The sequence below is a fragment of the Nocardia bovistercoris genome (assembly GCF_015674855.1).
GTDB lineage: Bacteria > Actinomycetota > Actinomycetes > Mycobacteriales > Mycobacteriaceae > Nocardia > Nocardia bovistercoris.
In genome coordinates, this window is sequence record NZ_JADMLG010000001.1 from 817,700 (window position 1) to 842,817 (window position 25,118).

The following is a 25,118-nucleotide window of genomic DNA, read 5'->3' on the forward strand; positions in this document are numbered from 1 at the left end:
CGTCGTTCGTTTCCCACGGTGCCGCGAGGCGCGACCAGCCATCGTATCCACCGGCGGCGGGACCGGGGGACAGCCCGTTCCAGGTTATCGACTCCCTACGACAGCGCCGCCGTGTGGTGTGCCCCGCGTTTGCCGAGCCCACGCGACCTGCCCGTCGCGACAGCCACGTCGGGATCGTTCACAGAATCTTCACGGGCATGCCGTGTGTCGAACCGTTCGCAAACTCTGCGACAAGGGCGCGAGTGCGCATAACATGCCTCCAGGTTCGCCAGCGGTACGTTTCTCGGGAGTTTCACCGATGCCAGCCCCCCTATTCGGGACCAGCACCAGATACCGGCTTGTCCGTATCACCGCCTTGGTGCTGGGCTGCCTGGTGTTCCTGTACGCCTGTGAGCAAAGTCGCACCTCGATGCTTTCCGATGTCTGGGGCGAACTGCTGCTCGCGGCGGGCCTCGGCATCGCGGGCATCGCGGCGGCCTGGTTCGAGATCACGCTGAGCAATCGCGCCGAGGAACTGGAGGCCGACGAAGCCGACGAGACCGGCGAGCGCGGCGAATTCCTCCTCGAACACGAGAACCGTACGATCCGGGCCAGAATCGCCCCCTCCGGCAACCTGGTCTTCCACGGCCGCGAGGGCTCCGGCGAACACGAGGCACACGAATGGTCGTGGACCTTCCGCCCCGCCACCTTCCCCGCCATCCGCAGCGCGCTCGGGGGCGGTGCGGGCGAGCTCGTTGAGTTGCTGGAAAGCACAATCCCGCAACTGGATCGCCCGAGCCGTCGCGACCCCGGCGCCTGGGTCCGCGCACACGGCATCCCCGCGACCTACCGTGAGAAAGGCGACAATCCAAGCCGCTCCACCCGCAAACTCCCCATCCTCAAACGCGGACTGCCGCGCGAAGTCCAAGCGAGCCGCACCGGCGGAATCCCGATCACGCCGTCCACCCGAGCGGCGGCGGAATCGCCTTCCTCCGGCCCGAACGTCCGCGTCACCTCGTCCGCGCGGGTCGAGTCCCCCGCGAAACCCGAACGATCCGTATCCGCCGCGACGGGCAGGCGGGCAGCGGCCGAGCGACCGGCAGCGGGTCGACCCGAATCTCCCGCGATATCCCGACGTCAGGACACCGCGAGACGACCTGAACCGGGCGCCCGACCCGAGTCCGGCGCGGCGTCCGGCAGGCTCGACGCCGCGACCGAATCCAGGCGCTCCGCCGCCGGACGGGCGGAGTCTCCGGTCGCCTCCGGGCGGCGTGAGTCGCCCACGGCCTCGGGACGCCAGGAATCCGCCGCGACGGCAAGGCGGTCGAGGACTTCCGCATCGGCCGGACGACCCGAATCCGCACCCGGGTACCCCGGATCCGCCGCGAAGACCGGGCGGTCCGAATCGCCGTCCAGGTATGCCGAATCCCCCACAACGGCCGGGCGGTCCGACACGACGGTCGGACGGTCCGAATCGGCCGCGAGATCAAGGCGATCGGAGTCCGCGGGCGGTCGGACCGACTCGCCCGTGGCTGCGCGGCCCGGGTCGCACACACAACCGAAGTCGCGGGTCCGCGAGTCCGTGTCGCACGATGTGGACGACTTCGCGGAGGACGAGGACTACGAGGATCCGCCGTCGTGGCGTGAACGCATGGACCGGGCGCGCGGGCTGCTCGCGCGGGCCATCCCCCAGCGCCACCGCGACGATGCGGACGACGACTACGACGACCTCGACGACGAGTACGACGAGGATTTCGACGACGAACTCGATGATGTCGAGGACGACTACGACGATCGCGCGGCCGTCCGGCCGGGCTCGCGGGACCGCGCACGCGGCGGGAGTCGCCCACCCGCCCGTCCGGCCGACTACGACGACTACCGCGATTTCGACGTCCGCTACGACGACGTCCCGGAACGGGGGTCGCGCGGGTCGGGTGCGCGGCGGCGCGGGGACGCGGGCGAGCAGTCCGAGGGCAGGGACCGGCGGGGCGACTCGCCTTCGAGCCGTCGGGGTCGCGACTCGGACGGATCAGGAGCAGGCCGATCCGCACGAGACATCGGCCGATCCGATGCCCGAGCGACGGGCCGATCCGGCACGCAGGCAAACGGCCGATCCGGCGGCGATGCCGATCGGTCCGACAGAGCTCGCGCAGGCGCCAACGACACGGGCCGATCCGGCCGGGACGACTCGGCCCGACACACCCCCGAACGCCGAGACACCCCGGTCGATCCGCACACCCGACAAGCACGCCGCACCGACCGGCAGGACACCGCAGCCCCTCGATCCCGCCACACCTCCGAACACCCCGACACATCGATCGATCCGCACACCCGACAGTCACGCCGCACGAGCGGGCACGACCCGGCCGAGCCTCGCACCCGCCACGCCGCCGAACGCCCCGACACCGCCACGCGCGCCCATCGCCCGGACGCCGAGGCCCACACCCGACGCCCGGAGGCCGAAGCCCGACCGCCGCGCCACACGCCGGACCGCCCCGATGCCGACCGCCGCGCCGACACCGGCCCGCGCGCCGCGCAGCCTCGCGACGGACGCGACCGTTCGGGCGGGAACGCCCCGCGACCACGCCCCGGCGACGCGAACCGACGCGACCGAATCGGCGCCGAGTACTCCGAATCCGGTCGCCGCCGCCCCATCGACTCGAACGATTTCGACCGATCCGCGCCGCGCGGCGGAAGATCACCCGACGGCCTCGCCGCCTACGACCCCGCCCCGAACGCTCGCTCACGCTCCAGCACGCCCGACACCCGCGACCGGCACACGCAGGATCGCGTGCGCCGCGACTACGACGACCGGTACGCGGACCAGGACGACTACGGCCGCGACAGGTACGACCTGGGGTCGCGTCCACGTCACGGCCGATAGTCGAAGCATAAGGTTCGGCCACGGCCGCAACCGGCGTGTCGGATCCGATTCAGGCCCGGCCTCGAGGTTGATCTCAGGCCATCCCCTCGGAAGGTGCCCATCCGACTTCGGTCGAGACGCCGAGACCGGCCACGACCGGAGTCCAGCCCCGACATCGAGCCGGATGGCGACCTCGGCTTCGGTGAAGACGCCGAATTCCGGCCACGACCGGAGCAGGCCCAACATCCGGGCGATCTCGGTCGGTCACAGGTCGACTCGGATCGGATTCCGTCCCGACATCGGTCGAGTGGTGAGCCTCGGCCTCGCGCAGGGTGTCAGGCCCGCGTCCGTCGGTGTTCGGGCCGATGGCCGGTCGCCCCGGCCTCGGTCGGTCGTCGGCTCGGTGCCCGTCGGCCGAGGTCTCAGGTCGATTCACACGCGGCGGCGACCGCAGCCGAGTCCGGATTCGAATCCGGTGACCATGCGGAAGGCCAGGACCGCGCCCCAGGGGCCGATCACCCAGACCGGCCAGAAGTAGGTGAATTCGCCGACGCCGAGGGAGATGGCGGCCCAGATCACCAGGACGAGCAGGCTCACGCCGAACCAAGTGGTGGCTTCTATGCGCTGCCACAGCGGCACCCGGCGGGGGCGGGTGGCGTGTTCGGTGAGTGCGGGCTTCGACAGGGCGGGCAGGTCGCCGAGTACCAGGTGTAGGTCGTCGCGGGTGGCGGCGCCGTAGACGGCGGCGACGCGCTGGTCGTATTCGGTGAGGTCGATCCGGCCTTCGGCCAGATGTCGGGCGAGCAGGCGCACCACGGCGTCGCGTTCGGCGTCCGAGGCGCGAGTTCCGGTCGCGATGTCCATATCCGAATCCTTCGTCCTTGATGTTCCACATTGGAATGTAGATCAAGCATGAAACCTCCTATGTGGAATGTCAAGTGTCACCGTGGGCGCGCCGTGGCGTCGCGCGCCGCCGCACGGCAGGATGAGCCGTACCGCAGTGGCCAGATCCTCGAGGAGGTACTTCGTGTCGGAAACCGTGCGTGGCGTCGTCGCCCGCGCCAAGGGCGCCCCGGTCGAAATCGTGGACATCGTCATCCCCGATCCGGGTCCGCACGACGTGGTGGTGCGGGTGCAGGCGTGCGGCGTCTGCCACACCGACCTGCATTACCGCGAAGGCGGAATCAACGACGAATTCCCGTTCCTGCTCGGACACGAGGCGGCGGGCGTCGTGGAAACCGTCGGCGCGCAGGTCACCCATGTCGCCGCGGGCGATTTCGTGGTGCTGAACTGGCGGGCGACCTGCGGACAGTGCCGCGCGTGCAAACGCGGACGGCCCTGGTACTGCTTCGACAGCGGCAACGCGAGCAAGCCCATGACGCTGGCCGACGGCACCGAACTGAGCCCGGCGCTCGGCATCGGCGCCTTCGCCGACAAGACCCTCGTGCACGAAAGGCAGTGCACCAAAGTCGATCCCGACGCCGATCCGGCGGTCGCCGGACTACTCGGCTGCGGTGTCATGGCGGGCATCGGCGCCGCGATGAACACCGGCAATGTCTCGCGCGGCGACTCCGTCGCGGTCATCGGCTGCGGCGGCGTCGGTGACGCCGCCATCGCGGGCGCGCGGCTCGCGGGCGCGCGCACCATCATCGCCGTCGACCGCGATCCGGCGAAGCTGGAGTGGGCGCGCGAATTCGGCGCGACCCACACCGTCGACGCGAGCACCGAGGACGTGGTCGAACGCGTCAAGGAACTCACCGACGAGGTCGGCGCCGACGTGGTCATCGAAGCCGTCGGCCGCCCCGAGACCTGGAAGCAGGCGTTCTACGCCCGCGACCTGGCGGGCACCGTGGTCCTGGTCGGCGTCCCCACCCCCGACATGACCCTCGACATGCCGCTGATCGACCTGTTCTCACACGGCGGCGCGCTGAAATCGTCCTGGTACGGCGACTGTCTGCCGGAACGCGACTTCCCGATGCTGATCGAGCTGTACCGCCAGGGCCGCCTGCCGCTGGAGAAGTTCGTCACCGAACGCATCGGCCTCGACGACGTCGAAGCCGCCTTCCACGCCATGCACGCGGGCAAGGTGCTGCGCTCGGTGGTGGTCCTGTGACCGCGCGCGTGGACCGGGTCGTCACCTCGGGCACCTTCTCCCTCGACGGCGGCACCTGGGACGTCGACAACAACGTGTGGCTGATCGGCGACGACCGCCAGGTGCTCGTGATCGACGCCGCCCACGACGCCGACGCGATCGCGGCGGCGGTCGGCGACCGCGAGGTGGTCGCGGTGCTGTGCACACACGGCCACAACGACCACGTCACCGTCGCGCCCGCACTGAGCGACCGATTCGACGCGCCCATCCTGCTGCACCCCGGCGACGAACCGCTGTGGCGCATGACCCACCCGGACGTCGACTACCGTTCGCTGGCCGACACCGAGCGGATCACCGTGGCCGGCACGGATATCGACGTGTTGCACACGCCGGGGCATTCCCCCGGCTCGGTCAGCCTGTACGTGCCCGAACTATCGGCCCTGTGGACCGGCGACACGCTGTTCCAGGGCGGACCGGGCGCGACCGGGCGGTCCTACTCCGATTTCGACACCATCATCGATTCCATCCGCGACCGCCTGCTCACCCTGCCCGAGGACACCGCGGTGCACACCGGTCACGGCGACGGCACCACCATCGGCGCGGAGCGGCCCGCGTTGGCGGACTGGATCGCGCGCGGGCACTGACCCGACGATGCGGCCCGGTCGAATCCTCGCACCGGGCCGCGCACGTTCAAGCCGCGCACATTCAAAGAATGGCGAAGGCGACGACCAGACCGAGCCCGAAGTGCGCGGCGGCGACCACGAGCACCTCGGTGGTGTAGGTGTCGGCGTGCAGCGCGGCCCCGATATCGATGCCGAGCGCCCGCTCCAGGATGCGCACCGAGATCACCTGGGCGATGATGCCGACCAGACCGTAGATCAGGGCGGCGATGAGACCCTCCGACAGCTTGCCCGCCGAGGAGTAGATCGCGAGCACCACGATGAACGCCATGCTGACGATGCCCGCCGCGGTCACGATGATGGCGTTGGGTTTGCCCTCGCTCACCATCCCGCGCAGATGTCCGGGGGTGGTCAGGTCGATGGCGTAGAAGCCGATCAACATGAGCACCAGGCCGATCACGGCGTAGAGCAGGATCGCGCCGACTCCTTCGCCGAGTGAACTCCAGTACCCCGATTCGAGGGCGACTGCGGTCATCGATGGTCCTTTCCTGACATGCGAGGTCCGTTCGGTGATTTCCGAATCAGTGCGAGGCCGGGTCGGCGGGAATGCGGTGCGGGACGAAGGCCGAACTGTCGTCGGTGATCAGGCCCGCGGTTTCTCTGATCCCGAGCCCCGCCGAGGTATCGCCGACGATCCACGCGCCGAGCACCGGGCGCATATCGTCGAATTCCGGCAGCGGGTCGAGCAATTGGTAGACGAAACCCTCTTCGCCGTACACCCCGCCGGTCGCGGTTTCCATGCCCGCGCCGACGATGGTCATATTCGCGCCTTCGCGGCCGAGTTTCGGCTTGCGGATGTACTCGGTGAGTTCGTGCGGGTCGTCGAGGTAGGCGGGCAGCAGATTCGGGTGTCCCGGATACATTTCCCACAGCACCGCAAGAATCGCCTTGTTGCTCAACAGCGTCTTCCACAGCGGCTCCACCCACATGGTGCCGGGCAAGCTGCTCACCACCCGCTTGCCGAACTCGTCGTCGAGCACCCATTCCCACGGGTAGAGCTTGAAAGCGGCGTCGATCGGCGCCTCGGCGAGGTCGACGAATCGTTCCAGCGTCGAATCGAATCCGATTTCCTCGATGGGCAGCGCGATGGTGTCGAAACCCGCCTCGGCCGCGGTTTCCTGCATATAGGCGGTGGTGACATTGTCCTCACCGGTGGCGTCCGCGCCGGACCAGCTGAAATGCAGTTGCGGCGCGGGCAGCAGATCGCGCAGGTCGCCCCAGCGCTCGACCAGTTTCTCGTGCAGCGAATTCCACTGGTCGTCGTCGGGATACAGCGCGGTCAGCCAATGCCATTGCACGATGGCCGCTTCCAGCAGCGAGGTCGGGGTGTCGGCGTTGTATTCCAGCAGTTTCGCCGGGCGGCGGGCGTCGTAGCGCAGGTCGAAACGGCCGTAGACGTGTGGATCGGAGCGCCGCCAGGATTCCGCGATCGGCTCCCAACTCCATTCCGGCAGGCCGAAATCCCGGAACCGCCCGGTGAGCACGACGTGTTCGACGGCGTGCAGGCACATGGAATGCAGGAGTTCGACATCGGCCTCCAACGCGAGGATCTCCGCCATGTCGAATTCGTAGTGCACCGACTCGTCCCAGTACGGCCGCGGCTGACCGCTCGCATCCCGGCCCGGCGCGCCGTAGACCAACCCCTGGCCTTCGACGATCTGCTGCCAATCCGCCCTCGGTGTGCCGCGCACACGCCGCATTACGAACCGCTCCCGGTGCTCTTGCTGCCGAGTCCGCCGCGCTGGACGGTGGTTCCCGACTTGGTCTTGATCTCCGCGCCTTTGGGCCGGACCGTGGTCCCGCCGGTGGGTGGCTTGCCGATGGTCGAACTGCCGCCGTAGTAGTAGCGATACTGCGGCCACGCGCCGAGCACGACGATGCCCGCGCCGGAACTGTCGTTGACGAATCCGCTCTGCCCGGGTTGGCAGTACTTGTCGTCGACCACGACTTCCTGGCCGTTCTCGTTGATCTGCACGCAGGACGCCGTGACCCGGTCGGGTGCGGTCAACGCGCGGTAGGCGAGGTAGCCGCCGCCGACGAGTCCGGCGACGCCGACCACCGCGACACCGCCGATGAGCACCCGGTTGCGGGTGCGGCGTTTCGCGTCGGCCGCCGCGGTCGCCGCGCGGTGCGCCTGTTCGGCATTGCGACGCGCCTTGTCCCGCGCCCTCGCCTCGGCCACGGTCGGCGGACGCGGCTGGGTGACACCGGGTTCCTGACGCTCGATGCTGCCCTGACGCTGCCCGCCCACCTGCTCTCCGGGCGGCTGCCAAGCGGGAGGTTGTCCCGGTCCGCCCGACGGCGGAAAGCCAGGCGGAGAACCCTGACCTGGCGGCGGCACGGAACCGGACGGAGAACCCTGCCAAGGCGACGGCGCGGAACCGGACGGAGATCCCTGGCCAGGCGGCGGCGCGGCGCCGAACTGCGAACCCTGGAACTGCGGCGGGACACCTCCGGGCGCCGAACCCTGACCTGGCGGCGGCACCGCGCCGAACGACGACCCCTGGCCCGGCGGCGGCACGGGACCGGGCGGAATACCCTGCCCCGGCGCCGAGCCTGGAGCGTCCTGTTCGGGACGATCGGCGCCACCGCGCGCCGGATCGCCGCCTCGACCAGCCTGCTCCTCGCGACCGGAACCGTCCGCCGAATCCCCCGTACTCACAGCACCCCCCGCTGCACCGTCGAATCCACTAGCGCTCCTCGAATCCGGACATATCACCCCGCGCGGGCTCCCAGCTTTCCACAACAAGGGTCACCCGACCAGCCGTATCACCCGACCGCAAGACCTCGAGCAACCGCACGCAGTCCGCGCGGCGGCCTTCGGCGACCACGTGGACGCGGCCGTCGGGCGCGTTCCTGGCATATCCGGCGAGTCCGAGTTCCAGCGCGCGCGAGCGGGTCCACCAGCGGAATCCGACGCCCTGCACGAGGCCGTGCACCCAGGCGCTCAGCCGCGCGTCGCCGCCGTCCTCGGGACGGGGGCCAGGTAAGTCACCCATGCGCAGACGATAACGGGTGTGATGCGGTAGTCCCACCCCACGGTCACGCCGCGCTGCGCGACGCACCCCGGACGGGTCGATCCCGCCGGGCGACCACGGCCGTCGTCACCGAAGACAGCCCCGACCGCCGAGCGCGAAACCCACTCAGGACAGCGGAAATACGAAGAACAGCTCAGCCGTCGATCTCGAAGGAAAGAGTGACCTTCGTCCCCGCCTTCAGCGTGCGCCCGACCGTGCACACCTTGTCGATGGACCGCTGCACGGTGACCAGTAGGCGTTCGCGCGCCTCGTCGTCCAGTTCGCTGAGGTCGAGTTCGAAGACCTCGTCGAGTTGCGGGTACACCTCGTTCTCGCGATCCGGGTCACCGGAGACCCGGATCGTCGCGTCGAAGTGGTCGCCCAGTTTGCGCGCGAGCGGCAGATCGGCGCTGAGCCCCGAGCAGGCCGCGAGCGCGATCTTGAGCAGTTCACCCGGCGTGAACCGACCGGGAACGCCCTGGGAGCCGATGAGCACTTCGGCTCCGCGCGAACTGCGGCCGACGTACTCACGGGTCCCGGTGCGCTCGGCCCACAGCGTGGTTGGAGCCGCGCCGGCCCGAGTCGCGACCGCCGGAGCCGCCGGAGTCGCGGAGGTCGTCGGCGCCGCCGCGGGCGCACTGTTCGATGCGGAGATCTGCTCGGCCATGTTCTCGATCCTGCCATCGTGATCGGGTCATCCGACATGCCGGTGAACTACAGCACAGCGAACATCTGGACCTGCATGCCAACATCGACCGCCCCGACCCGCATTCCGCCACAGGCCCCCACGTCACACCGCGCGGTATCCCCAGCCCCGCAACACCCCCACCAAACCCAGCCCCGTCGGGAGCGAGCCCGACGAGCGACGGTTCGCGGCCGTCTCGCAAAATCAACACAACCCCCTCACTCCTGGAATCGGTATCCCATTCCGGCCTCGGTCAGCAGATGTCGCGGATGGGCCGGATCGTCCTCGAGTTTGCGGCGCAACTGCGCGAGATAGACCCGCAGGTAATGGGTTTCGGTGGCGTAGGACGGACCCCACACCTCGCGCAACAGTTCCTTGCGGCCGACGAGTTTGCCGCGATGGCGCACCAGCATCTCGAGCATCCCCCATTCGGTGGGCGTCAGGTGCACGGGCTCGCCGTTCTTGGTGACCCGCTTGGCGGCGAGGTCGACGGTGAACGAGGCGGTCACCACGACGGGGTCGTCGGCCTCGGCGCCGCCCGTCCCGCGCCGGACGGCGGCGCGCAGTCTGGCGAGCAGTTCGTCCATGCCGAACGGTTTGGTGACGTAGTCGTCGGCGCCCGCGTCGAGCGCCTCGACCTTGTCGGAGGAGTCGGTGCGCGCCGACAGCACGATCACCGGCGCGGTGCTCCAGCCGCGCAGGCCAGCGATCACCTCGATACCGTCCATATCGGGCAGGCCGAGGTCGAGGACGACCACGTCGGGGTGGCGGTCGGCGGCCGCGCGCAGGGCCGCGGCGCCGGTGCCCGCGGTGATCACCTCGTAGCCGCGCACCGACAGGTTGATGCGCAGCGCCCGCACGATCTGCGGTTCGTCGTCGACGACCAGCACCTTGGTGGCCTGGCCGTCCTGTGTCTTGTCCGCCATACCGACCTCGGTCCGCCTCTCCGGATTCGGTGTCCTCGCCCGTTCGACCATGCTCGTTGTCATCATCGACCACCCGTCTCGCCGTCGACGGCAGTACGCGCGGGCCGGTCGGCGCCGTTGTCCGCACCGGGTCGCGGGTCGGCGGCCGCGAGGTCGACGATCATCGTGAGCCCGCCCCCCGGCGTCGGTTCGGCGTGCACGGCGCCGCCCATGGCTTCGGTGAATCCGCGGACCACCGAGAGCCCGAGCCCGACCCCTGTGGTGTTGTCCCGGTCGCCGAGCCGCTGGAACGGTTCGAACAGTTGTTCCTCGGCGTCCTGCGGAATTCCCGGTCCCACGTCGATGACCGCGAGCGTGACCCGGTCGCTCACCTGTTCCGCGGTGACCCGCACCGGCGTGTCGACCCCGGAGTGCCGCAGCGCGTTGTCGATCAGATTCGCCAGCACCCGTTCCAGCAGCCCCGCGTCGGCGCGCACCGAGACATCGCCGACCTCGACCGACACCCGGTCCATCGCCGCGCGACGCGGCCCGCGCGCGCCCATTCCGACACTCACCAGCGCCCGGTGCACGACCTCGTCCATGTAGACCCGGCGTAGCCGCGGCGACACCACGCCCACCGCGAGGCGCGAGGAGTCGAGCAGGTTGTCGACCAGCGCGGTCAGCTGATCCACCGATTCCTCCACCGCTTCCAACAGTTCGGCGGTGTCCTCGGCGGAGAATTCCACCTCGTCGCCGCGCAGGCTCGACACCGCGGCCTTCGCACCCGCCAGCGGGGTCCGCAGATCGTGACTGACCGCCGAAAGCAGCGCCCGCCGCAGCCGGTCGGCTTCGAGCAGCGCGGCGGCGGCACTGGCCTCCTCGGCGAGCCTGGCCTGGTTCACCAGCCCCGCGGCCTGATTGGCCACGGCGGTGAGCACCGGCCGGTCCCCCGGCGCCAGCGGACGCCCCGACAGCAGCAGGCGACTCGTGGTGTCACCCGCCTCGATCACCGCGTCGGCGTCGACACCGCGGCGTGCCGGTTCCACGCCGACCGCCGCGACCACGTCGTCACCGCACAGCATGCTCACCGCGCGCAGTCCGTAGGTCTCCCTGACCTGTTCGAGCAGTTTCGGCAGGTCGGCGCCGTGCAGCACGGCGCCCGCGAACAAGGTCAGCAGTTCGGCCTCGTGCGCGGCCCGGCGCGCCTGCGCGGTGCGCGCGGCCGCCTGGTCGACCAGCGCGGCGACCGCGACCGCGACGATCAGCAGCACCACGACCGTGACGAAACTGTCGGGCTCGGCGATGGTGAGGCTGTAGCGCGGATCGGCGAAGAACCAGTTCAGCAACAGTCCGGAGAACAGCGCCGAGAAGACGGCGGGCAGCACCCCGCCGAGCAGCGCGACCGCGACGACGCCGATGAAGAACATGGCGCTGAGTCCGCCGAGTTCGAGGTATCCGTCGAGGGCGACCGCGCTCACCGCGCACACCAGCGCGGGCACGAGAATCGCGGCGAGCCACGCCAAGACGGGCAGGCGCGGCAGGAACCGGCGCCACCGCACCCCGCGATCGGCCTCCTCGTGGGTGACCATGTGCACGTCGATCTTGCCGGAGCGCCGCACGACGGCCGCCCCGATGCCCTCGTCGAGGATGTGCGCCCAGCGCGAGCGCCGCGAGGTGCCGAGCACCAGCTGGGTCGCGTCGACCTCGCGCGCGAATTCCAGCAGGGCCGTAGGCACGTCGGCGCCGGTGACGGTGTGCAGGGTCGCGTCCAGGCTCGCGGCGAGGTCGCGCAGCCGCGCCAACCGCTGCGCCGACACCCCTGCGAGTCCGTCGCCGCGCACCACGTGCACCACCACCAGGTCGGCGCTGGATTTCACGGCGATCCGGCCCGCGCGCCGCACCACGGTCTCCGATTCCGGGCCGCCTGTCACGGCGACGACCACGCGTTCGCGCGCCTCCCACAGCTCGGTGATGCGGTGGTCGGCACGGTATTTCGCCAGCGCGGCGTCGACCTGGTCGGCGATCCACAGCAGCGCGAGTTCGCGCAGGGCGGTGAGGTTGCCCGGCCGGAAGTAGTTGCGCAGCGCCGCGTCCACCTTGTCGGCGGCGTAGACATTGCCGTGGGACAGTCTGCGCCGCAACGCTTCCGGCGTGATGTCGACCAGTTCCACCTGGTCCGCGCCGCGCACGACGGCATCGGGCACCGTCTCCCGCTGCCGAATCCCGGTGATCTGCTCGACCACGTCGTTGAGGCTCTCGAGGTGCTGCACGTTGACCGTCGACACCACGTCGATGCCCGCTTCGAGCAGTTCCGCCACGTCCTGCCAGCGTTTGGCGTTGCGGCTGCCCGGCGTGTTCGTATGCGCGAGTTCGTCGACCAGCGCCACGGCGGGCGCGCGGCGCAGGACCGCTGCCACGTCGAGTTCGGCGAAATCGGCGTCGCGGTAGCGCACGGACACGGTCGGCACGAATTCGATCCCCGCCATGAGTTCGGCTGTTTTCGCCCGCCCGTGCGTCTCGATGATCGCGGCCACCACGTCACGTCCGCGCTCCAGCCGCCGATGCGCCTCCGCCAACATCGCGTAGGTCTTGCCGACGCCCGGCGCCGCACCGAGGTAGATCCGCAGCCGCCCGCGTTTCACCCGATCCCTTTCCGAACCTCCCGTCCGCGCCGCCCGCGGATCACCTGTCCGATCAACCGACTGTAGGCACGGCGCGCGACCCGCCACCGCGCTTCTTAGCGCTATCCATACGGGGGACGAGCGTCACATCAGCAGGGCGTCCGCGTACCGGTCGCGCGGTTTCGACCGTGACGGAACGGGAAGGCGATATCGATGAAGGGCGAATTGGAACGAGAAACGAAATGGGAGGTCGAACGGGACTTCGCGTTCCCGGCGCTGGACGACCTCGTCCCGAACGGCTACATCGAGACCAAGACGGTCCGGCTGACAAGCACCTATTACGACACCGCCGACCTCGACCTGCTCGCGAGCAACGTCACGTTGCGCAAGCGCCGCGGCGACGACGAATCGGGTTGGCAGCTCAAGGTGCCGAGGACGCTCGGCAGGTTCGAGCAGAGCACAGCGCTGTCGGAGGAGCCGCCGCACGAACTCACCGCGATCGTGAAGGGCATCGGCCTCGGCAAGGAGTTGAATCCGCGCACCGAGATCCGCACCGACCGGCGTCGGCACCGTGTGTTCGGCCCGGATCGCGAACTGGTCCTCGAGGTGGACGACGACACCGTCGAGGCGAGCGCGGTCGACGGTTCCGGACTGGTCAAGGCGTGGCGCGAGGTCGAGGTGGAACTCGGCAGGCACACCGATCGACTGCCGCCCGCACTCGCCGACACCCTGTCCTCGGCGGGCGCCCGCGAAGCGATCTATCCGTCGAAACTCTCCCGCGTGTTGCCCGCGCGGCGGCGCTGGCTCGGCACCGACACGGCCGAACGCGCGGTCCACGACTACCTGACCACGCAGATCGACGCTATCTTCACCGGTGATATCGAGCTGCGGCAGGGTTCGGACCCGATCCACGACACCCGCGTCGCCACCCGTCGCCTGCGCAGCACCCTTCGGGTGTTCGGCAAGCTCCTCGACCGGTCCGCGATCGAGGACGTGGAAGCGGAGCTGAAGTGGTACGCGAGCGTGCTCGGCGAGGTCCGCGACTGCGAGGTACAGCGCCGACGGCTCGCCGACCGGGTCGCCGCGCTGCCGCCGGAACTCGTGCTCGGGCCGGTGGCGGGACGGATCGACAGCACCCTGCTCGGCACGCAGGTCAAGAATCGGGCGGCACTCGACGCGGCCATGGACTCGACGCGCTATCTGCGCCTGTTGGCGACGCTCAGCGAGTGGAAGTCCGCGCCGCCGTTCACGCGGCACATCCGAGGACGCGACCTCGTCGACCGAGCGGACCGCGCCGCCGACAAGGCCGACCGGCGACTGGCGACCGCGCTCGACGATCAGCGCGACGAATCACTGCACCGCGCGCGCAAGGCCGCCAAGCGGGCGCGCTACGCGGCCGAACTGCACCGTCCGGTGCGCAAACCGCGTCGGGCGAAGGCCTCCATCGCGTACTACAAGCGGCTGCAACGGGTCCTCGGGGACCACAACGACGGGGTCGTGTCCGCGGAATTCCTGCGCCGGACGGGCGCGGTCGCGGGGACGACGCCCGGCGAGAACGGTTTCACCTACGGTTTGCTGTACTCCGACTCATTGCACGACGCCGAGGCCGCCAAGCGCTCGGTTTCCGAGGTCGCGTCACGACATCCATAGGGCGAGAACAGATGAGCGGACGATTGATTCTCGAGACAGTCAGATAGCTGTGAAGTAGCCTCAAGAGATCTACATGGGATGCGTCGCAGTATCGAGCGCATCGTCTCGGCGCTCCTGTCGTCGCGGCGCACCGTGACACCTGTCACGCCCGGCGACAGGAGCGTGGAAATTCCGGATCGACGCCTTTCCGGACCCAGGAGCTGCCATGGGCTACCGCACCGCCGCGCTGACCACCCTGATCGCCGCCTGCCTCGCCGCCGCACCCGCGACGGCCGACCCCGGTCCGCCGAATCGTCCGCCCGATGCGGTGCCGCCGCGAACCGCCCTGTCGGTGCGCACGCCGCTCGGCCTCGACTGGGGCACCCCCAACCAGTACGAGACCCGCAGCGCGCTGTCCACGGCCAAGCTGTACATCGTCGACTACGCCCTGCGCCACGGTGACGATTCCGCGGGCGACCTCGAACTAGCCGAACGGATGATCCGCTACTCCGACGACGCGGCGGCTTCCGCGCTGTCCGCGAAATACCCGGCGGCCATCGACGCGGTCGCCGCCGAATACGCTTTGGCGCAGACCCGCTCCGGCCCCGGCGACTGGAGCACCGCGGTCACCAGCACCGCCGACCTGGCCACCTTCCTGGCGGTCAAGCAGAGCACCGACCCCACCTCCCCGATCCTCGAATGGATGGCCACCGCCGCACCGACCGCCGCCGACGGCACCGCGCAGAACTGGGGCACCGCGCGACTGCCCGGCGTGGTCGGCACCAAATGGGGCTGGTCGGATCTGCCGCCGTGGGAGGTCGCGTCGGTATCCTTCGGTCCCGGATTCTCCGTAGCCGCCCACACCCGAGGCACGCCGGAGGAGCAGACCGCCGATGTGCTCGGCGCGTTCCCCGAAATGGTTCGCGAGGCCCTGCGCATGCTCATCGCCGTGCCGCGCTAGCGGTTCGGTCGATCGGGTCGACGGGCCGCGGCGTCGAATGCGCTCGCCGAACTCCGCGGACACCTCACCTTCTACCCTCGTCGATGTCTCGAAGACGGAAAGGCATCCGCTGGGCACGGGCCGATCGCACGTGGCACGATCGTACGGGTGACCAGCAAACCCGGCACCGAGGATCATCTGCGTGACCTGGCCCGGCTGCGCCGGGTCCGCGACCGGATCGATCGCGAATACGCGCGACCACTCGACGTGGAGCGGCTCGCGCGGGACGCGCACATGTCGGCGGGGCACCTGAGCCGCCAGTTCAAACTCGCCTACGGGGAGTCGCCGTACTCGTATCTGATGACGCGGCGCATCGAGCGGGCGATGGCATTGCTGCGGCGCGGCGACGTGAGCGTCACCGAGGCGTGCTTCGCGGTGGGCTGCCAGTCGCTCGGCACATTCAGCACGCGTTTCGCCGAACTGGTCGGGATGCCGCCGAGCGCGTACCGCCGCAGCGCCGAACTCGGCACCGAGGGCATTCCGTCGTGCGTGTCGAAACAGGTGACCAGACCGATCAGGAATCGAGAAGCGGTGGTTACCGAGCCGCAATTAGCCTGACCATCATGAACATCACCATCCATTCGAGTTTCCTCGCCCACAACGATCCCGACGCGGCGCTCGCCTTCTACCGCGACACCCTCGGCTTCGAGGTACGCAAAGACGTCGGGTACGAAGGGTTGCGCTGGATCACCGTCGGACCGCCCGACCAGCCCGCCACCTCCATCGTCCTGCACCCGCCCGCCGTCGACCCTGGCATCACCGACGACGAGCGCAAGACCATCGTGGAGATGATGGCCAAGGGCACCTACGGCGGCATCCTGCTGGCAACCAAGGATCTGGACGGCGTATTCGAGAAGGTCCAGGCCGCCGACACCGATATCGTCCAGGAACCGACCGACCAGCCGTACGGGGTGCGCGACTTCGCGGTACGCGACCCGGCGGGCAACCTGATCCGCATCCAACAACAGGGCTGACACGGTTCAGCGCGGACGGCAGGTGATGGAGTCCGCGCCCGACCACGGTGGCGGCCGCCGCGCCGCCACCGTTCACATCTCGCTCGACACCGGTCGGATCGAGCCGAACGAACACTGCGGCGGCGCCGACCTAACGACCACTGCGGCGGCGCCGACCTAACGAACACAGCGGCGCCGCCGACCGAACGAACACGCCGACCGAACGAACACCGCAGCGCCGACCCGCCCGAGCAGAGGGAGATACCGATGAGCACGTCGACCAGGAAGAGCGCCGCGAAGCCCGCGCCGCGGATCGCCGACAGCCACGACCTGATCCGCGTGGTCGGGGCGCGCGTGAACAACCTGAAAGACGTCAGCGTCGAACTGCCCAAACGCAGGCTGACCGTGTTCACGGGCGTGTCGGGATCCGGGAAGAGCTCCCTGGTGTTCGGCACCATCGCGGCGGAATCGCAGCGGCTCATCAACGAGACCTACAGCAGTTTCGTGCAGGGTTTCATGCCTTCGCTGGCGCGTCCCGAGGTCGACGTCCTCGACGGGCTCACCACCGCGATCATCGTCGACCAGCAGCGCATGGGCGCCGACCCGCGCTCCACCGTCGGCACCGCCACCGACGCCAACGCGATGCTGCGCATCCTGTTCAGCCGGATCGGCGCTCCGCATATCGGCCCGCCGTCGGCGTTCGCCTTCAACGTGCCGTCGGTCAAGGCCAGCGGCGCGATCACCGTGCAGCGCGGAGCGGGCAAGACCAAGGCCGAGAAGGCGACCTTCAACCGGCTCGGCGGCATGTGCGTGCGCTGCGAGGGCCGGGGCAATGTCTCCGATATCGACCTCACCCAGCTCTACGACGACTCCAAATCCCTGGCCGAGGGCGCCTTCACCATTCCCGGCTGGAAATCCGACAGCTTCTGGACGGTGCGCGTGTACGCCGAATCCGGATTCGTCGACCCGAACAAGCCCATCAGCAAATACACCAAGAAGGAAATGCAGGACTTCCTCTACCGGGAGCCGACCAAAGTCAAGGTCGACGGAGTCAACCTCACCTACGAAGGCTTGATCCCGAAGGTGCAGAAGTCGTTCCTGTCCAAGGACCCCGACGCGCTGCAGCCGCATATCCGCGCCTTCGTGGAACGCGCGGTCACCTTCACCACCTGTCCCGAATGCGAGGGCACCCGACTCGCGCCGGAAGCGCGGTCGTCGAAGATCGCGGGCATCAATATCGCCAAGGCCTGCGCGATGCAGATCAGCGACCTCGCGCAGTGGGTGCGCGGACTGCGGGAACCGTCGGTGGCGCCGCTGCTCACCGCGCTCGCCCATACCCTCGACTCGTTCGTGGAGATCGGGCTCGGTTACCTGTCGCTGGAACGGCCGTCGGGGACGCTGTCCGGCGGTGAGGCGCAGCGCGTCAAGATGATCCGCCATCTCGGATCCGCGCTCACCGACATCACCTACGTCTTCGACGAACCCACCGCCGGGCTGCACCCGCACGACATCCAGCGCATGAACGACCTGCTGCTCCGTCTGCGTGACAAGGGCAACACGGTGCTGGTGGTCGAGCACAAACCGGAGACGATCGTGATCGCCGAACACGTGGTCGACCTCGGTCCCGGCGCGGGTTCGGGCGGCGGCACCGTCTGCTACGAAGGCACCGTCGACGGACTGCGGGCCAGCGACACCGTCACCGGCCGCCACCTCGACGACCGCGCGAAACTCAAGGACTCGGTGCGCGAATCCACCGGCGCGCTCGAGATCCGCGGCGCGTCCACCCACAATCTGCGCGACGTCGACGTCGACATCCCGCTCGGGGTGCTCGTCGTGGTGACCGGTGTCGCGGGTTCGGGCAAGAGTTCGCTGGTGCACGGGTCCATCCACGACGACGCGGGCGTGGTATCGGTGGACCAGAGCCCGATCCGCGGTTCCCGCCGCAGCAATCCCGCCACCTACACCGGTCTGCTCGACCCGATCCGCAAGGCGTTCGCGAAGGTCAACGGCGTCAAACCCGCACTGTTCAGCGCGAATTCCGAAGGCGCGTGCCCCGGCTGCAACGGCGCGGGCGTCATCTACACCGACCTCGCGATGATGGCGGGCGTCGCCACCCCGTGCGAAGTGTGCGAGGGCAAGCGATTCCAGGCGGCGGTACTCGAATACCACCTTGGCGGACGCGATATCAGCGAAGTGCTCGCGATGTCGGTGGACGAGGCACGCGAATTCTTCGGCGACGGCGAAGCCAACACCCCCGCCGCGCACACCATCCTCGGCAGACTCGCCGACGTCGGCCTCGGCTACCTCACCCTCGGCCAGCCCCTGACCACCTTGTCCGGCGGCGAACGCCAACGCCTCAAACTGGCCACCCACATGGCCGAGAAGGGCGGCATCTACGTCCTCGACGAACCGACCACCGGCCTGCACCTCGCTGACGTCGAACAACTCCTCGCCCTCCTCGACCGCCTGGTCGACTCCGGCAAGTCCGTCATCGTGATCGAACACCACCAAGCCGTCATGGCCCACGCCGACTGGATCATCGACCTCGGCCCCGGCGCGGGCCACGACGGCGGCCGGATCGTCTTCGAAGGCACCCCCACCGACCTGGTCACCGACCGCTCCACCCTCACCGGCCAACACCTCGCCGACTACGTCGGCGGATAACCCGCGTCTCCGCCGTGTGTCTTACTTGGCGCGCCTCGACTCGCATGTACATCATGTACATCATGTACGCATCAGCACGCTGGAGGCGCGGATGACGATCGTGGACAGTATCACCTCGGTCACACGGTATGACTCCATGCACAACGCTCGGAACAACTTCAGTCAAATGCTCACCGCCGCGGAGGAGGGCAACCTCGCCGTCGTTTCCCGCAAAGGGAAGGATTCGGCGTTGGTGCAGGTCGGGCGCCTGCGGTTGTTGTTGGCGCACATCATCGAGCCGCACGAGGCTCAGGTTGTCCGCGAGGACGGGCGATGGGTCGCTTACCTGCCGGGGCTGCCTCTCGCGGTGGAGGAATCGGACTTCGATACCGCCATCGCGGCACTCATCGAAGCGATGCGCGAGTACGCGGCCGACTGGCAGGACCATCTGCACGCGGCAGTCAATCACCGTGACAAGGTCGACTTCGTACAGTTCGTGGAACTATCCACCGATGAACAGCTGAGGGAGTGGCTGACGGCGGCCGAACGGTGAATCGGTATGCGCCCGGCAGCAAGAAGACCCACGAAATGTTCTGCTGCAACGACGAATGGAAACTCCTGCGCAATGCGACAGGAGGTGTGGTCGGTCATCACCGCACGTGGGAATTGTCGCTGACGGACGGCCGGGTACTACGCACTCGCATCTCCCGTCCGGTGGACAACACCGACTACGGCGCCAGTATGTGGCGTCACATCCTCAAAGAACAGCTCGAGGTCAGCGAAGAGCAGTTCTGGTCATGCGTCAATGACAAGAAGCGGCCTGCACGCACGTCGGGTGCCGTCACGATCCCGGACAAGGAACCCATTCCACTCGGCGTAGTCGAGAAACTGATACGGCTGGTGCGGCTGTCTCCGGAAGAGATCGAACATATGACCAAGGCGCAGGCCGTGGCGCGGCTCGACCAATTCTGGGCCGAACAATAGGCCGGCCCTCCCCCGACAACTGGGTAGCCATCGGCCTGGTGTCAAAGCAGCGTCAAGGGCGAGGTGCGGGGCGCTAAGGAGTTGTCAGGGGCGGGGCGGGTTGGGGGTCGGGGGAGTTCACTCGGGATGGCGCGCTCCGGTGGGTGGGTGCGAGAGAGGGAATTCCGGGATGGCTGTTGTGGTGTTCGCGGGGGTGAGCGTGGTGGTGTTCGCGCTGCTCGGGTTGGTGGTTCGGGGGGTGGAGCGGCTGTGATCGCGAATCTGGTCGGGCTGGGGTTGGCCGTGCTCGTCGCGGTGTTCATGGTCGCGGCGCTGCTGTTTCCCGAGAGGTTCTAGGTGGATACGACTTCGGCGGCGGTCGCGTTCGTCGCTTCGTTGGTTCTCGCGCTCGCTCTCGTGCATGTTCCGTTGGGCGACTACATGTTTCGCGTCTACACCGGTGAGCGGCACACGCGGGCGGAGCGGGTGATCTATCGACTCGTCGGGGCGCGGCCCGAGGTGGAGATGACCTGGCCGGTGTACGCGCGCAGTGTGCTGGCGTTCTCGGCGGTCGGCGTGCTGTTCCTGTTCTTCTTCCAGCTCGCGCAGGGACATCTGCCGTTGCGGTTGTCGGAGCCGGGCACCGAGATGACGGCCGATCTGGCGTGGAACACGGCGGTCAGTTTCGTCACGAACACCAACTGGCAGAACTACTCCGGGGAATCAACCCAGGGGCATCTGGTGCAGATGGCGGGGCTGGCGGTGCAGAATTTCGTGTCAGCGGCGGTCGGTATGGCGGTGGCGGTGGCGCTGGTGCGCGGATTCGTCCGCCGCCACACCGGTGAGCTCGGCAATTTCTGGGTGGACCTGGTGCGCGGCACCGTGCGCATCCTGTTGCCGATCGCGTTCGTGTTCGCGATCGTGCTGATCGCGGGCGGCGTGATCCAGAACTTCCAGCTCAACGAGCAGCTCGCGCAGACTGTCGGCGGCGGAGCCGAGACGATCACCGGCGGTCCGGTGGCGAGCCAGGAGGCCGTCAAGCTGCTCGGCACCAACGGCGGCGGCTTCTACAACGCCAACTCCGCGCACCCGTTCGAGAATCCGACCGCGTGGACGAACTGGGTGCAGATCTTCCTGCTGCTGGTGATCGCCTTCTCGCTGCCGCGCACCTTCGGGCGCATGGTCGGCAGCCGAAAACAGGGGTACGCGATCGTCGCGGTCATGGGCGCCATCGCGTTGGTCAGCGTGACGCTCACCAACCTGTTCCAGCTCCAGCACCACGGCACCGTTCCCAGCGCGGTCGGCGCGTCCATGGAAGGCGTCGAACAGCGTTTCGGCGTGGCGAATTCGGCGACCTTCGCGGCGGCGACCACCCTGACCTCCACCGGCGCCGTCGACTCGTTCCACGACTCGTACACCAGCCTCGGCGGCGCGATGACCCTGTTCAATATGCAGCTCGGCGAGATCGCTCCCGGCGGAACGGGTTCCGGGCTGTACGGCATGCTCGTGGTCGCGATCATCACGGTCTTCGTTGCGGGACTGATGGTGGGGCGGACGCCGGAATACCTCGGCAAGAAGATCACGCCGCGCGAAATCAAGCTCGCCGCGGCGTATTTCCTGGTCACCCCGCTGATCGTGTTGGTCGGCACCGCGGTGTCGATGGCGATGCCCGGCCAACGCGCGAGCATGCTCAACAGCGGACCGCACGGACTCTCGGAAGTGCTCTACGCGTTCACCTCCGCCGCCAACAACAACGGCTCCGCGTTCGCGGGGCTGACCGGCAATACCGAATGGTTCAACACCGCGCTCGGGTTGGCCATGGTCTTCGGCCGTTTCCTGCCGCTGATCTTCGTGCTCGCGCTCGCGGGCGCGCTGGCGCGGCAGGGCTACACCCCCACCTCGGCAGGCACCCTGCCCACGCACCGGCCGCAGTTCGTCGGCATGGTCGTGGGCGTCGCGGTGATCCTGGTCGCACTCACCTTCCTGCCCGCGCTCGCGCTCGGGCCGCTCGCCGAAGGAATCCACTGACATGTCAACCGCCGTCATAGCTGCGAGTACCGAACCGCGCGGACGCGACGTGGCACGCGGGGCGCTCGACCCCGCGATGCTGCTGACCTGCCTGCCCGAGGCGTTGCGCAAACTCGATCCGCGCGTCCTGTGGCGCAATCCGGTGATGCTTGTGGTCGAGGTCGGCGCGGCGTGGTCGACCGTCCTCGCCGTCGCCGATCCCACCTTCTTCGCGTGGTCGGTCGTGACTTGGCTGTGGCTGACCGTCCTGTTCGCGAACCTGGCCGAGGCGGTCGCCGAGGGACGCGGCAAGGCGCAGGCCGAGACACTGCGTAAGGCCAGAACCGACACCGTCGCACGCCGACTGACGGACTGGTCGCCCGGCGCCCGTGTGGTCGAGGAGCGAGTGCTCGCGCCCGAACTGCGCCGCGGCGATCACGTCATCGTGGAAGCGGGCGAGCTCGTCCCCGGCGACGGCGATGTCGTCGAGGGCATCGCCGCGGTGGACGAATCCGCCATCACCGGCGAATCCGCCCCGGTCATCAGGGAATCCGGCGGCGACCGTTCGGCGGTGACCGGCGGCACCACCGTGCTCTCGGACCGCATCGTGGTGCGCATCACCCAGGAACCGGGCGCGAGCTTCATCGACCGGATGATCGCGCTGGTCGAGGGCGCGAACCGGCAGAAGACCCCGAACGAGATCGCGCTGAACATCCTGCTCGCGGCGCTGACCGTCATCTTCGTCTTCGCGGTGGTCACCCTGCAGCCGATGGCGATCTTCGCCAAGTCGAACAATCCCGGCGTGCCGGACAGTCCGGCGCTCGACGCGCACGGCGTGACCGGCATCGTGATGGTGGCGCTGCTGGTGTGCCTGATCCCGACCACGATCGGCGCGCTGCTCTCGGCGATCGGCATCGCGGGCATGGACCGGTTGGTGCGGCGCAATGTGCTGGCCATGTCGGGGCGCGCGGTCGAGGCCGCGGGCGATGTGAACACCTTGCTGCTCGACAAGACCGGCACCATCACCCTCGGCAACCGCCGGGCTTCGGAGTTCGTGCCGGTGCCCGGGATCACCGACGACGAATTGATCGACGCGGCAAGACTTTCCAGTCTCGCGGACGAGACGCCCGAGGGTCGTTCCATCGTCGCCATCGCCCAACGGCCCGCGGGCGCGGGAGCTCCCGGCGCGCCGACCGGCGCGCACCCGGTGCCGTTCAGCGCACAGACCCGCATGTCGGGCGTCGACTACCCCGACGGTCGCCTGCTGCGCAAGGGGGCGGCGAGCGCGGTCACCGAATGGGTTCGCACGCAAGGCGGTTCGGCGCCGGATCGGCTCGACGCGATCGTGGACGGCATAGCCGCTTCGGGCGGCACCCCGCTGGTCGTCGGCGAGGCCGTCGGCGATCACGCACGCGTGCTCGGCGTCATCCACCTGAAGGATGTGGTGAAGCAGGGCATGCGAGAACGCTTCGACGAGATGCGACGCATGGGCATCCGCACGGTGATGATCACCGGCGACAATCCGTTGACCGCCGCGGCGATCGCCGAGGAGGCGGGCGTGGACGACTTCCTCTCCGAAGCGACCCCGCAGGACAAACTCGACCTCATCAAACGGGAACAGGCGGGCGGACGCCTGGTCGCGATGACCGGCGACGGCACCAACGACGCACCGGCGCTGGCGCAGGCCGACGTCGGCGTGGCCATGAACTCCGGCACCGCGGCGGCCAAGGAAGCGGGCAACATGGTCGACCTCGACTCGGATCCGACCAAGCTGATCGAGATCGTGGCGATCGGCAAACAGCTGCTCATCACCCGGGGCGCGCTGACCACCTTCTCCATCGCCAACGACATCGCCAAATACTTCGCGATCATTCCCGCGCTGTTCGTGAGCCTGTTCCCCGGGCTCGACCTGCTCAATGTGATGCGACTGGCGAGCCCGCAGTCCGCGATCCTGTCGGCGGTGGTGTTCAACGCGCTGGTGATCGTCGCGCTCATCCCGCTGTCGCTGCGCGGGGTGCGCTACCGGCCCGACAACGCCTCGGCGCTGCTGACCCGCAACCTCACGATCTACGGTCTCGGCGGCATCGTCGCGCCGTTCCTCGGCATCAAGATCATCGACCTCGTCGTCCACCTCCTTCCTGGGATGTCCTGATATGCGCACGTCCACATGGGCCCGACAGCATCTGGCGGCCTTGCGCGCCCTGCTCGTGCTGACCCTCATCACCGGAATCGTCTATCCCGTCGCCGTTTTCGCGGTTGGCAGGCTCCCCGGCCTCAGTGACAAGGCGGACGGGTCACTGCTCGAGGTCGACGGGAAGGTGGTCGGCAGCAGCCTGATCGGGCAGCCCTTCATCGATGCGGAAGGTCACGCGCTGAGGCAGTACTTCCAGAGCAGGCCATCGGCAGCCGGTGACGGGTACGACCCGCTGTCCACCTCGGCGTCCAACCTCGGCCCCGAGGACATCATCGACACCACCGTCGCCGGGAGCGCGACGACGAAACCGAGCCTGCTGAGCACCGTCTGCACCAGGAGCAAGCAGATCGCCGACCGCGAGGGTGTCGACGGCCGCCGCCCCTTCTGCACCCCGGATGGCCTCGGCGCCGTCCTGTCGGTACTCGGCCCGCGCGACGCCGACGGTGAGGTCACCCGCCCGATCGCGGTCTACAGCGTCAACGAACGGTGCGCCGAACATCCCGTGCCGTTCCTCGCGAGCTATCGCGGCGTCCCGGTGCGCTGCGCGGAGAACCCCGGCGGGTACCCGGAGGGCAGGATCGTCCCGATTCCGGGCGACGCGCCGACCGATCCCGCGGTACCCGCCGACGCCGTCACCGCGAGCGGCAGCGGACTCGACCCGCACATCTCGCCCCGCTACGCCGACATCCAGGTGCGCCGGGTCGCCGATGCGCGCGGTATCACACCGGAACAGGTGCGCGCGCTGGTGCATGCGCACACCGCCGGACGACCGCTCGGCTTCCTCGGCGAACCCGCGGTCGACGTGGTCGCCCTCAATCTCGAACTCGACCGACGCTTCCCGTTCCAAGGTTGACCCGCCCACCTCGCCACCGGCATCGAAACGAGCA

The 25,118-nt window shown here is 68.8% G+C and carries 21 protein-coding genes; 13 read left to right on the forward strand and 8 right to left on the reverse strand.

Annotated elements, in window-relative coordinates; translation table 11 throughout:
• Nucleotides 1–298: 298 nt before the first annotated feature.
• A complete protein-coding gene (locus IT779_RS03750; protein ID WP_196147658.1) occupies nt 299–2,863 on the forward strand; it encodes a hypothetical protein in 2,565 nt (854 codons plus the stop codon).
• A gap of 411 nt (nt 2,864–3,274) precedes the next feature.
• On the opposite strand, the gene IT779_RS03755 is transcribed toward IT779_RS03750, so the two are convergent.
• Entirely contained in the window at nt 3,275–3,706 is a 432-nt protein-coding gene (locus IT779_RS03755; RefSeq protein ID WP_196147659.1) for a DUF1707 SHOCT-like domain-containing protein, read from the reverse strand.
• Nucleotides 3,707–3,869: 163 nt separating this feature from the next.
• Between IT779_RS03755 and IT779_RS03760 the strand changes: the two genes are divergently transcribed.
• Nucleotides 3,870–4,955, forward strand: coding sequence for an S-(hydroxymethyl)mycothiol dehydrogenase (locus tag IT779_RS03760; RefSeq protein WP_196147660.1), 1,086 nt, complete (start codon nt 3,870–3,872; stop codon nt 4,953–4,955).
• Complete coding sequence (locus IT779_RS03765; RefSeq protein WP_196147661.1) at nt 4,952–5,578, forward strand: MBL fold metallo-hydrolase; 627 nt, start codon at nt 4,952–4,954, stop codon at nt 5,576–5,578. Before IT779_RS03760 ends, IT779_RS03765 begins: the two co-directional genes overlap by 4 nt.
• Before the next feature lie 61 nt (nt 5,579–5,639).
• On the opposite strand, the gene IT779_RS03770 is transcribed toward IT779_RS03765, so the two are convergent.
• From IT779_RS03770 to IT779_RS03800, 7 genes are all read right to left on the reverse strand, one after another.
• On the reverse strand, nt 5,640–6,089 hold the full coding sequence (locus IT779_RS03770; RefSeq protein ID WP_196147662.1) for a DUF350 domain-containing protein: 450 nt from the start codon (nt 6,087–6,089) through the stop codon (nt 5,640–5,642).
• Nucleotides 6,090–6,135: 46 nt separating this feature from the next.
• Nucleotides 6,136–7,314: a glutathionylspermidine synthase family protein gene (locus IT779_RS03775; RefSeq protein ID WP_196147663.1), complete on the reverse strand. Its 1,179-nt coding sequence runs from the start codon at nt 7,312–7,314 to the stop codon at nt 6,136–6,138.
• Nucleotides 7,314–7,865, reverse strand: coding sequence for a hypothetical protein (locus IT779_RS03780; protein ID WP_232541362.1), 552 nt, complete (start codon nt 7,863–7,865; stop codon nt 7,314–7,316). The genes IT779_RS03775 and IT779_RS03780 overlap by 1 nt, the downstream gene beginning before the upstream one ends.
• A 439-nt stretch (nt 7,866–8,304) precedes the next feature.
• Nucleotides 8,305–8,613, reverse strand: coding sequence for an acylphosphatase (locus IT779_RS03785; RefSeq protein ID WP_196147664.1), 309 nt, complete (start codon nt 8,611–8,613; stop codon nt 8,305–8,307).
• Between the two features lie 172 nt (nt 8,614–8,785).
• On the reverse strand, nt 8,786–9,298 hold the full coding sequence (locus IT779_RS03790) for an OsmC family protein (RefSeq protein ID WP_196147665.1): 513 nt from the start codon (nt 9,296–9,298) through the stop codon (nt 8,786–8,788).
• 236 nt (nt 9,299–9,534) lie between these two features.
• Complete coding sequence (locus tag IT779_RS03795) at nt 9,535–10,242, reverse strand: response regulator (RefSeq protein ID WP_196147666.1); 708 nt, start codon at nt 10,240–10,242, stop codon at nt 9,535–9,537.
• Nucleotides 10,243–10,304: 62 nt separating this feature from the next.
• Nucleotides 10,305–12,863 carry a sensor histidine kinase gene (locus IT779_RS03800; protein WP_196147667.1) on the reverse strand — a complete coding sequence of 853 codons (2,559 nt, stop codon included), beginning with the start codon at nt 12,861–12,863 and terminating at the stop codon, nt 10,305–10,307.
• A gap of 192 nt (nt 12,864–13,055) precedes the next feature.
• On the opposite strand from IT779_RS03800, the gene IT779_RS03805 reads away from it, so the two are divergent.
• From IT779_RS03805 to IT779_RS03850, 10 genes are all read left to right on the forward strand, one after another.
• Nucleotides 13,056–14,492 carry a CYTH and CHAD domain-containing protein gene (locus IT779_RS03805; protein WP_196147668.1) on the forward strand — a complete coding sequence of 479 codons (1,437 nt, stop codon included), beginning with the start codon at nt 13,056–13,058 and terminating at the stop codon, nt 14,490–14,492.
• A 205-nt stretch (nt 14,493–14,697) separates the two neighbouring features.
• Nucleotides 14,698–15,432, forward strand: coding sequence for a hypothetical protein (locus tag IT779_RS03810; RefSeq protein ID WP_198428061.1), 735 nt, complete (start codon nt 14,698–14,700; stop codon nt 15,430–15,432).
• 147 nt (nt 15,433–15,579) lie between these two features.
• Nucleotides 15,580–16,029 carry a helix-turn-helix transcriptional regulator gene (locus IT779_RS03815; protein WP_196147669.1) on the forward strand — a complete coding sequence of 150 codons (450 nt, stop codon included), beginning with the start codon at nt 15,580–15,582 and terminating at the stop codon, nt 16,027–16,029.
• Between the two features lie 5 nt (nt 16,030–16,034).
• The gene (locus IT779_RS03820) at nt 16,035–16,445 is read left to right on the forward strand and encodes a VOC family protein (protein ID WP_196147670.1); all 411 of its coding nucleotides are present in this window, start codon (nt 16,035–16,037) and stop codon (nt 16,443–16,445) included.
• 246 nt (nt 16,446–16,691) lie between these two features.
• Nucleotides 16,692–19,088, forward strand: coding sequence for an ATP-binding cassette domain-containing protein (locus IT779_RS03825; protein ID WP_196147671.1), 2,397 nt, complete (start codon nt 16,692–16,694; stop codon nt 19,086–19,088).
• Between the two features lie 91 nt (nt 19,089–19,179).
• On the forward strand, nt 19,180–19,620 hold the full coding sequence (locus IT779_RS03830) for a prevent-host-death protein (RefSeq protein WP_198428062.1): 441 nt from the start codon (nt 19,180–19,182) through the stop codon (nt 19,618–19,620).
• Entirely contained in the window at nt 19,596–20,051 is a 456-nt protein-coding gene (locus IT779_RS03835) for a cytotoxic translational repressor of toxin-antitoxin stability system (protein ID WP_332838635.1), read from the forward strand. The genes IT779_RS03830 and IT779_RS03835 overlap by 25 nt, the downstream gene beginning before the upstream one ends.
• Before the next feature lie 336 nt (nt 20,052–20,387).
• Entirely contained in the window at nt 20,388–22,058 is a 1,671-nt protein-coding gene (kdpA, locus tag IT779_RS03840) for a potassium-transporting ATPase subunit KdpA (protein ID WP_196147672.1), read from the forward strand.
• A 1-nt stretch (nt 22,059) separates the two neighbouring features.
• Entirely contained in the window at nt 22,060–24,189 is a 2,130-nt protein-coding gene (gene kdpB, locus IT779_RS03845; RefSeq protein WP_196147673.1) for a potassium-transporting ATPase subunit KdpB, read from the forward strand.
• A 1-nt stretch (nt 24,190) separates the two neighbouring features.
• Nucleotides 24,191–25,084, forward strand: a complete 894-nt coding sequence (locus tag IT779_RS03850; protein WP_196147674.1) for a potassium-transporting ATPase subunit C — start codon at nt 24,191–24,193, stop codon at nt 25,082–25,084.
• Nucleotides 25,085–25,118 lie beyond the last annotated feature (34 nt).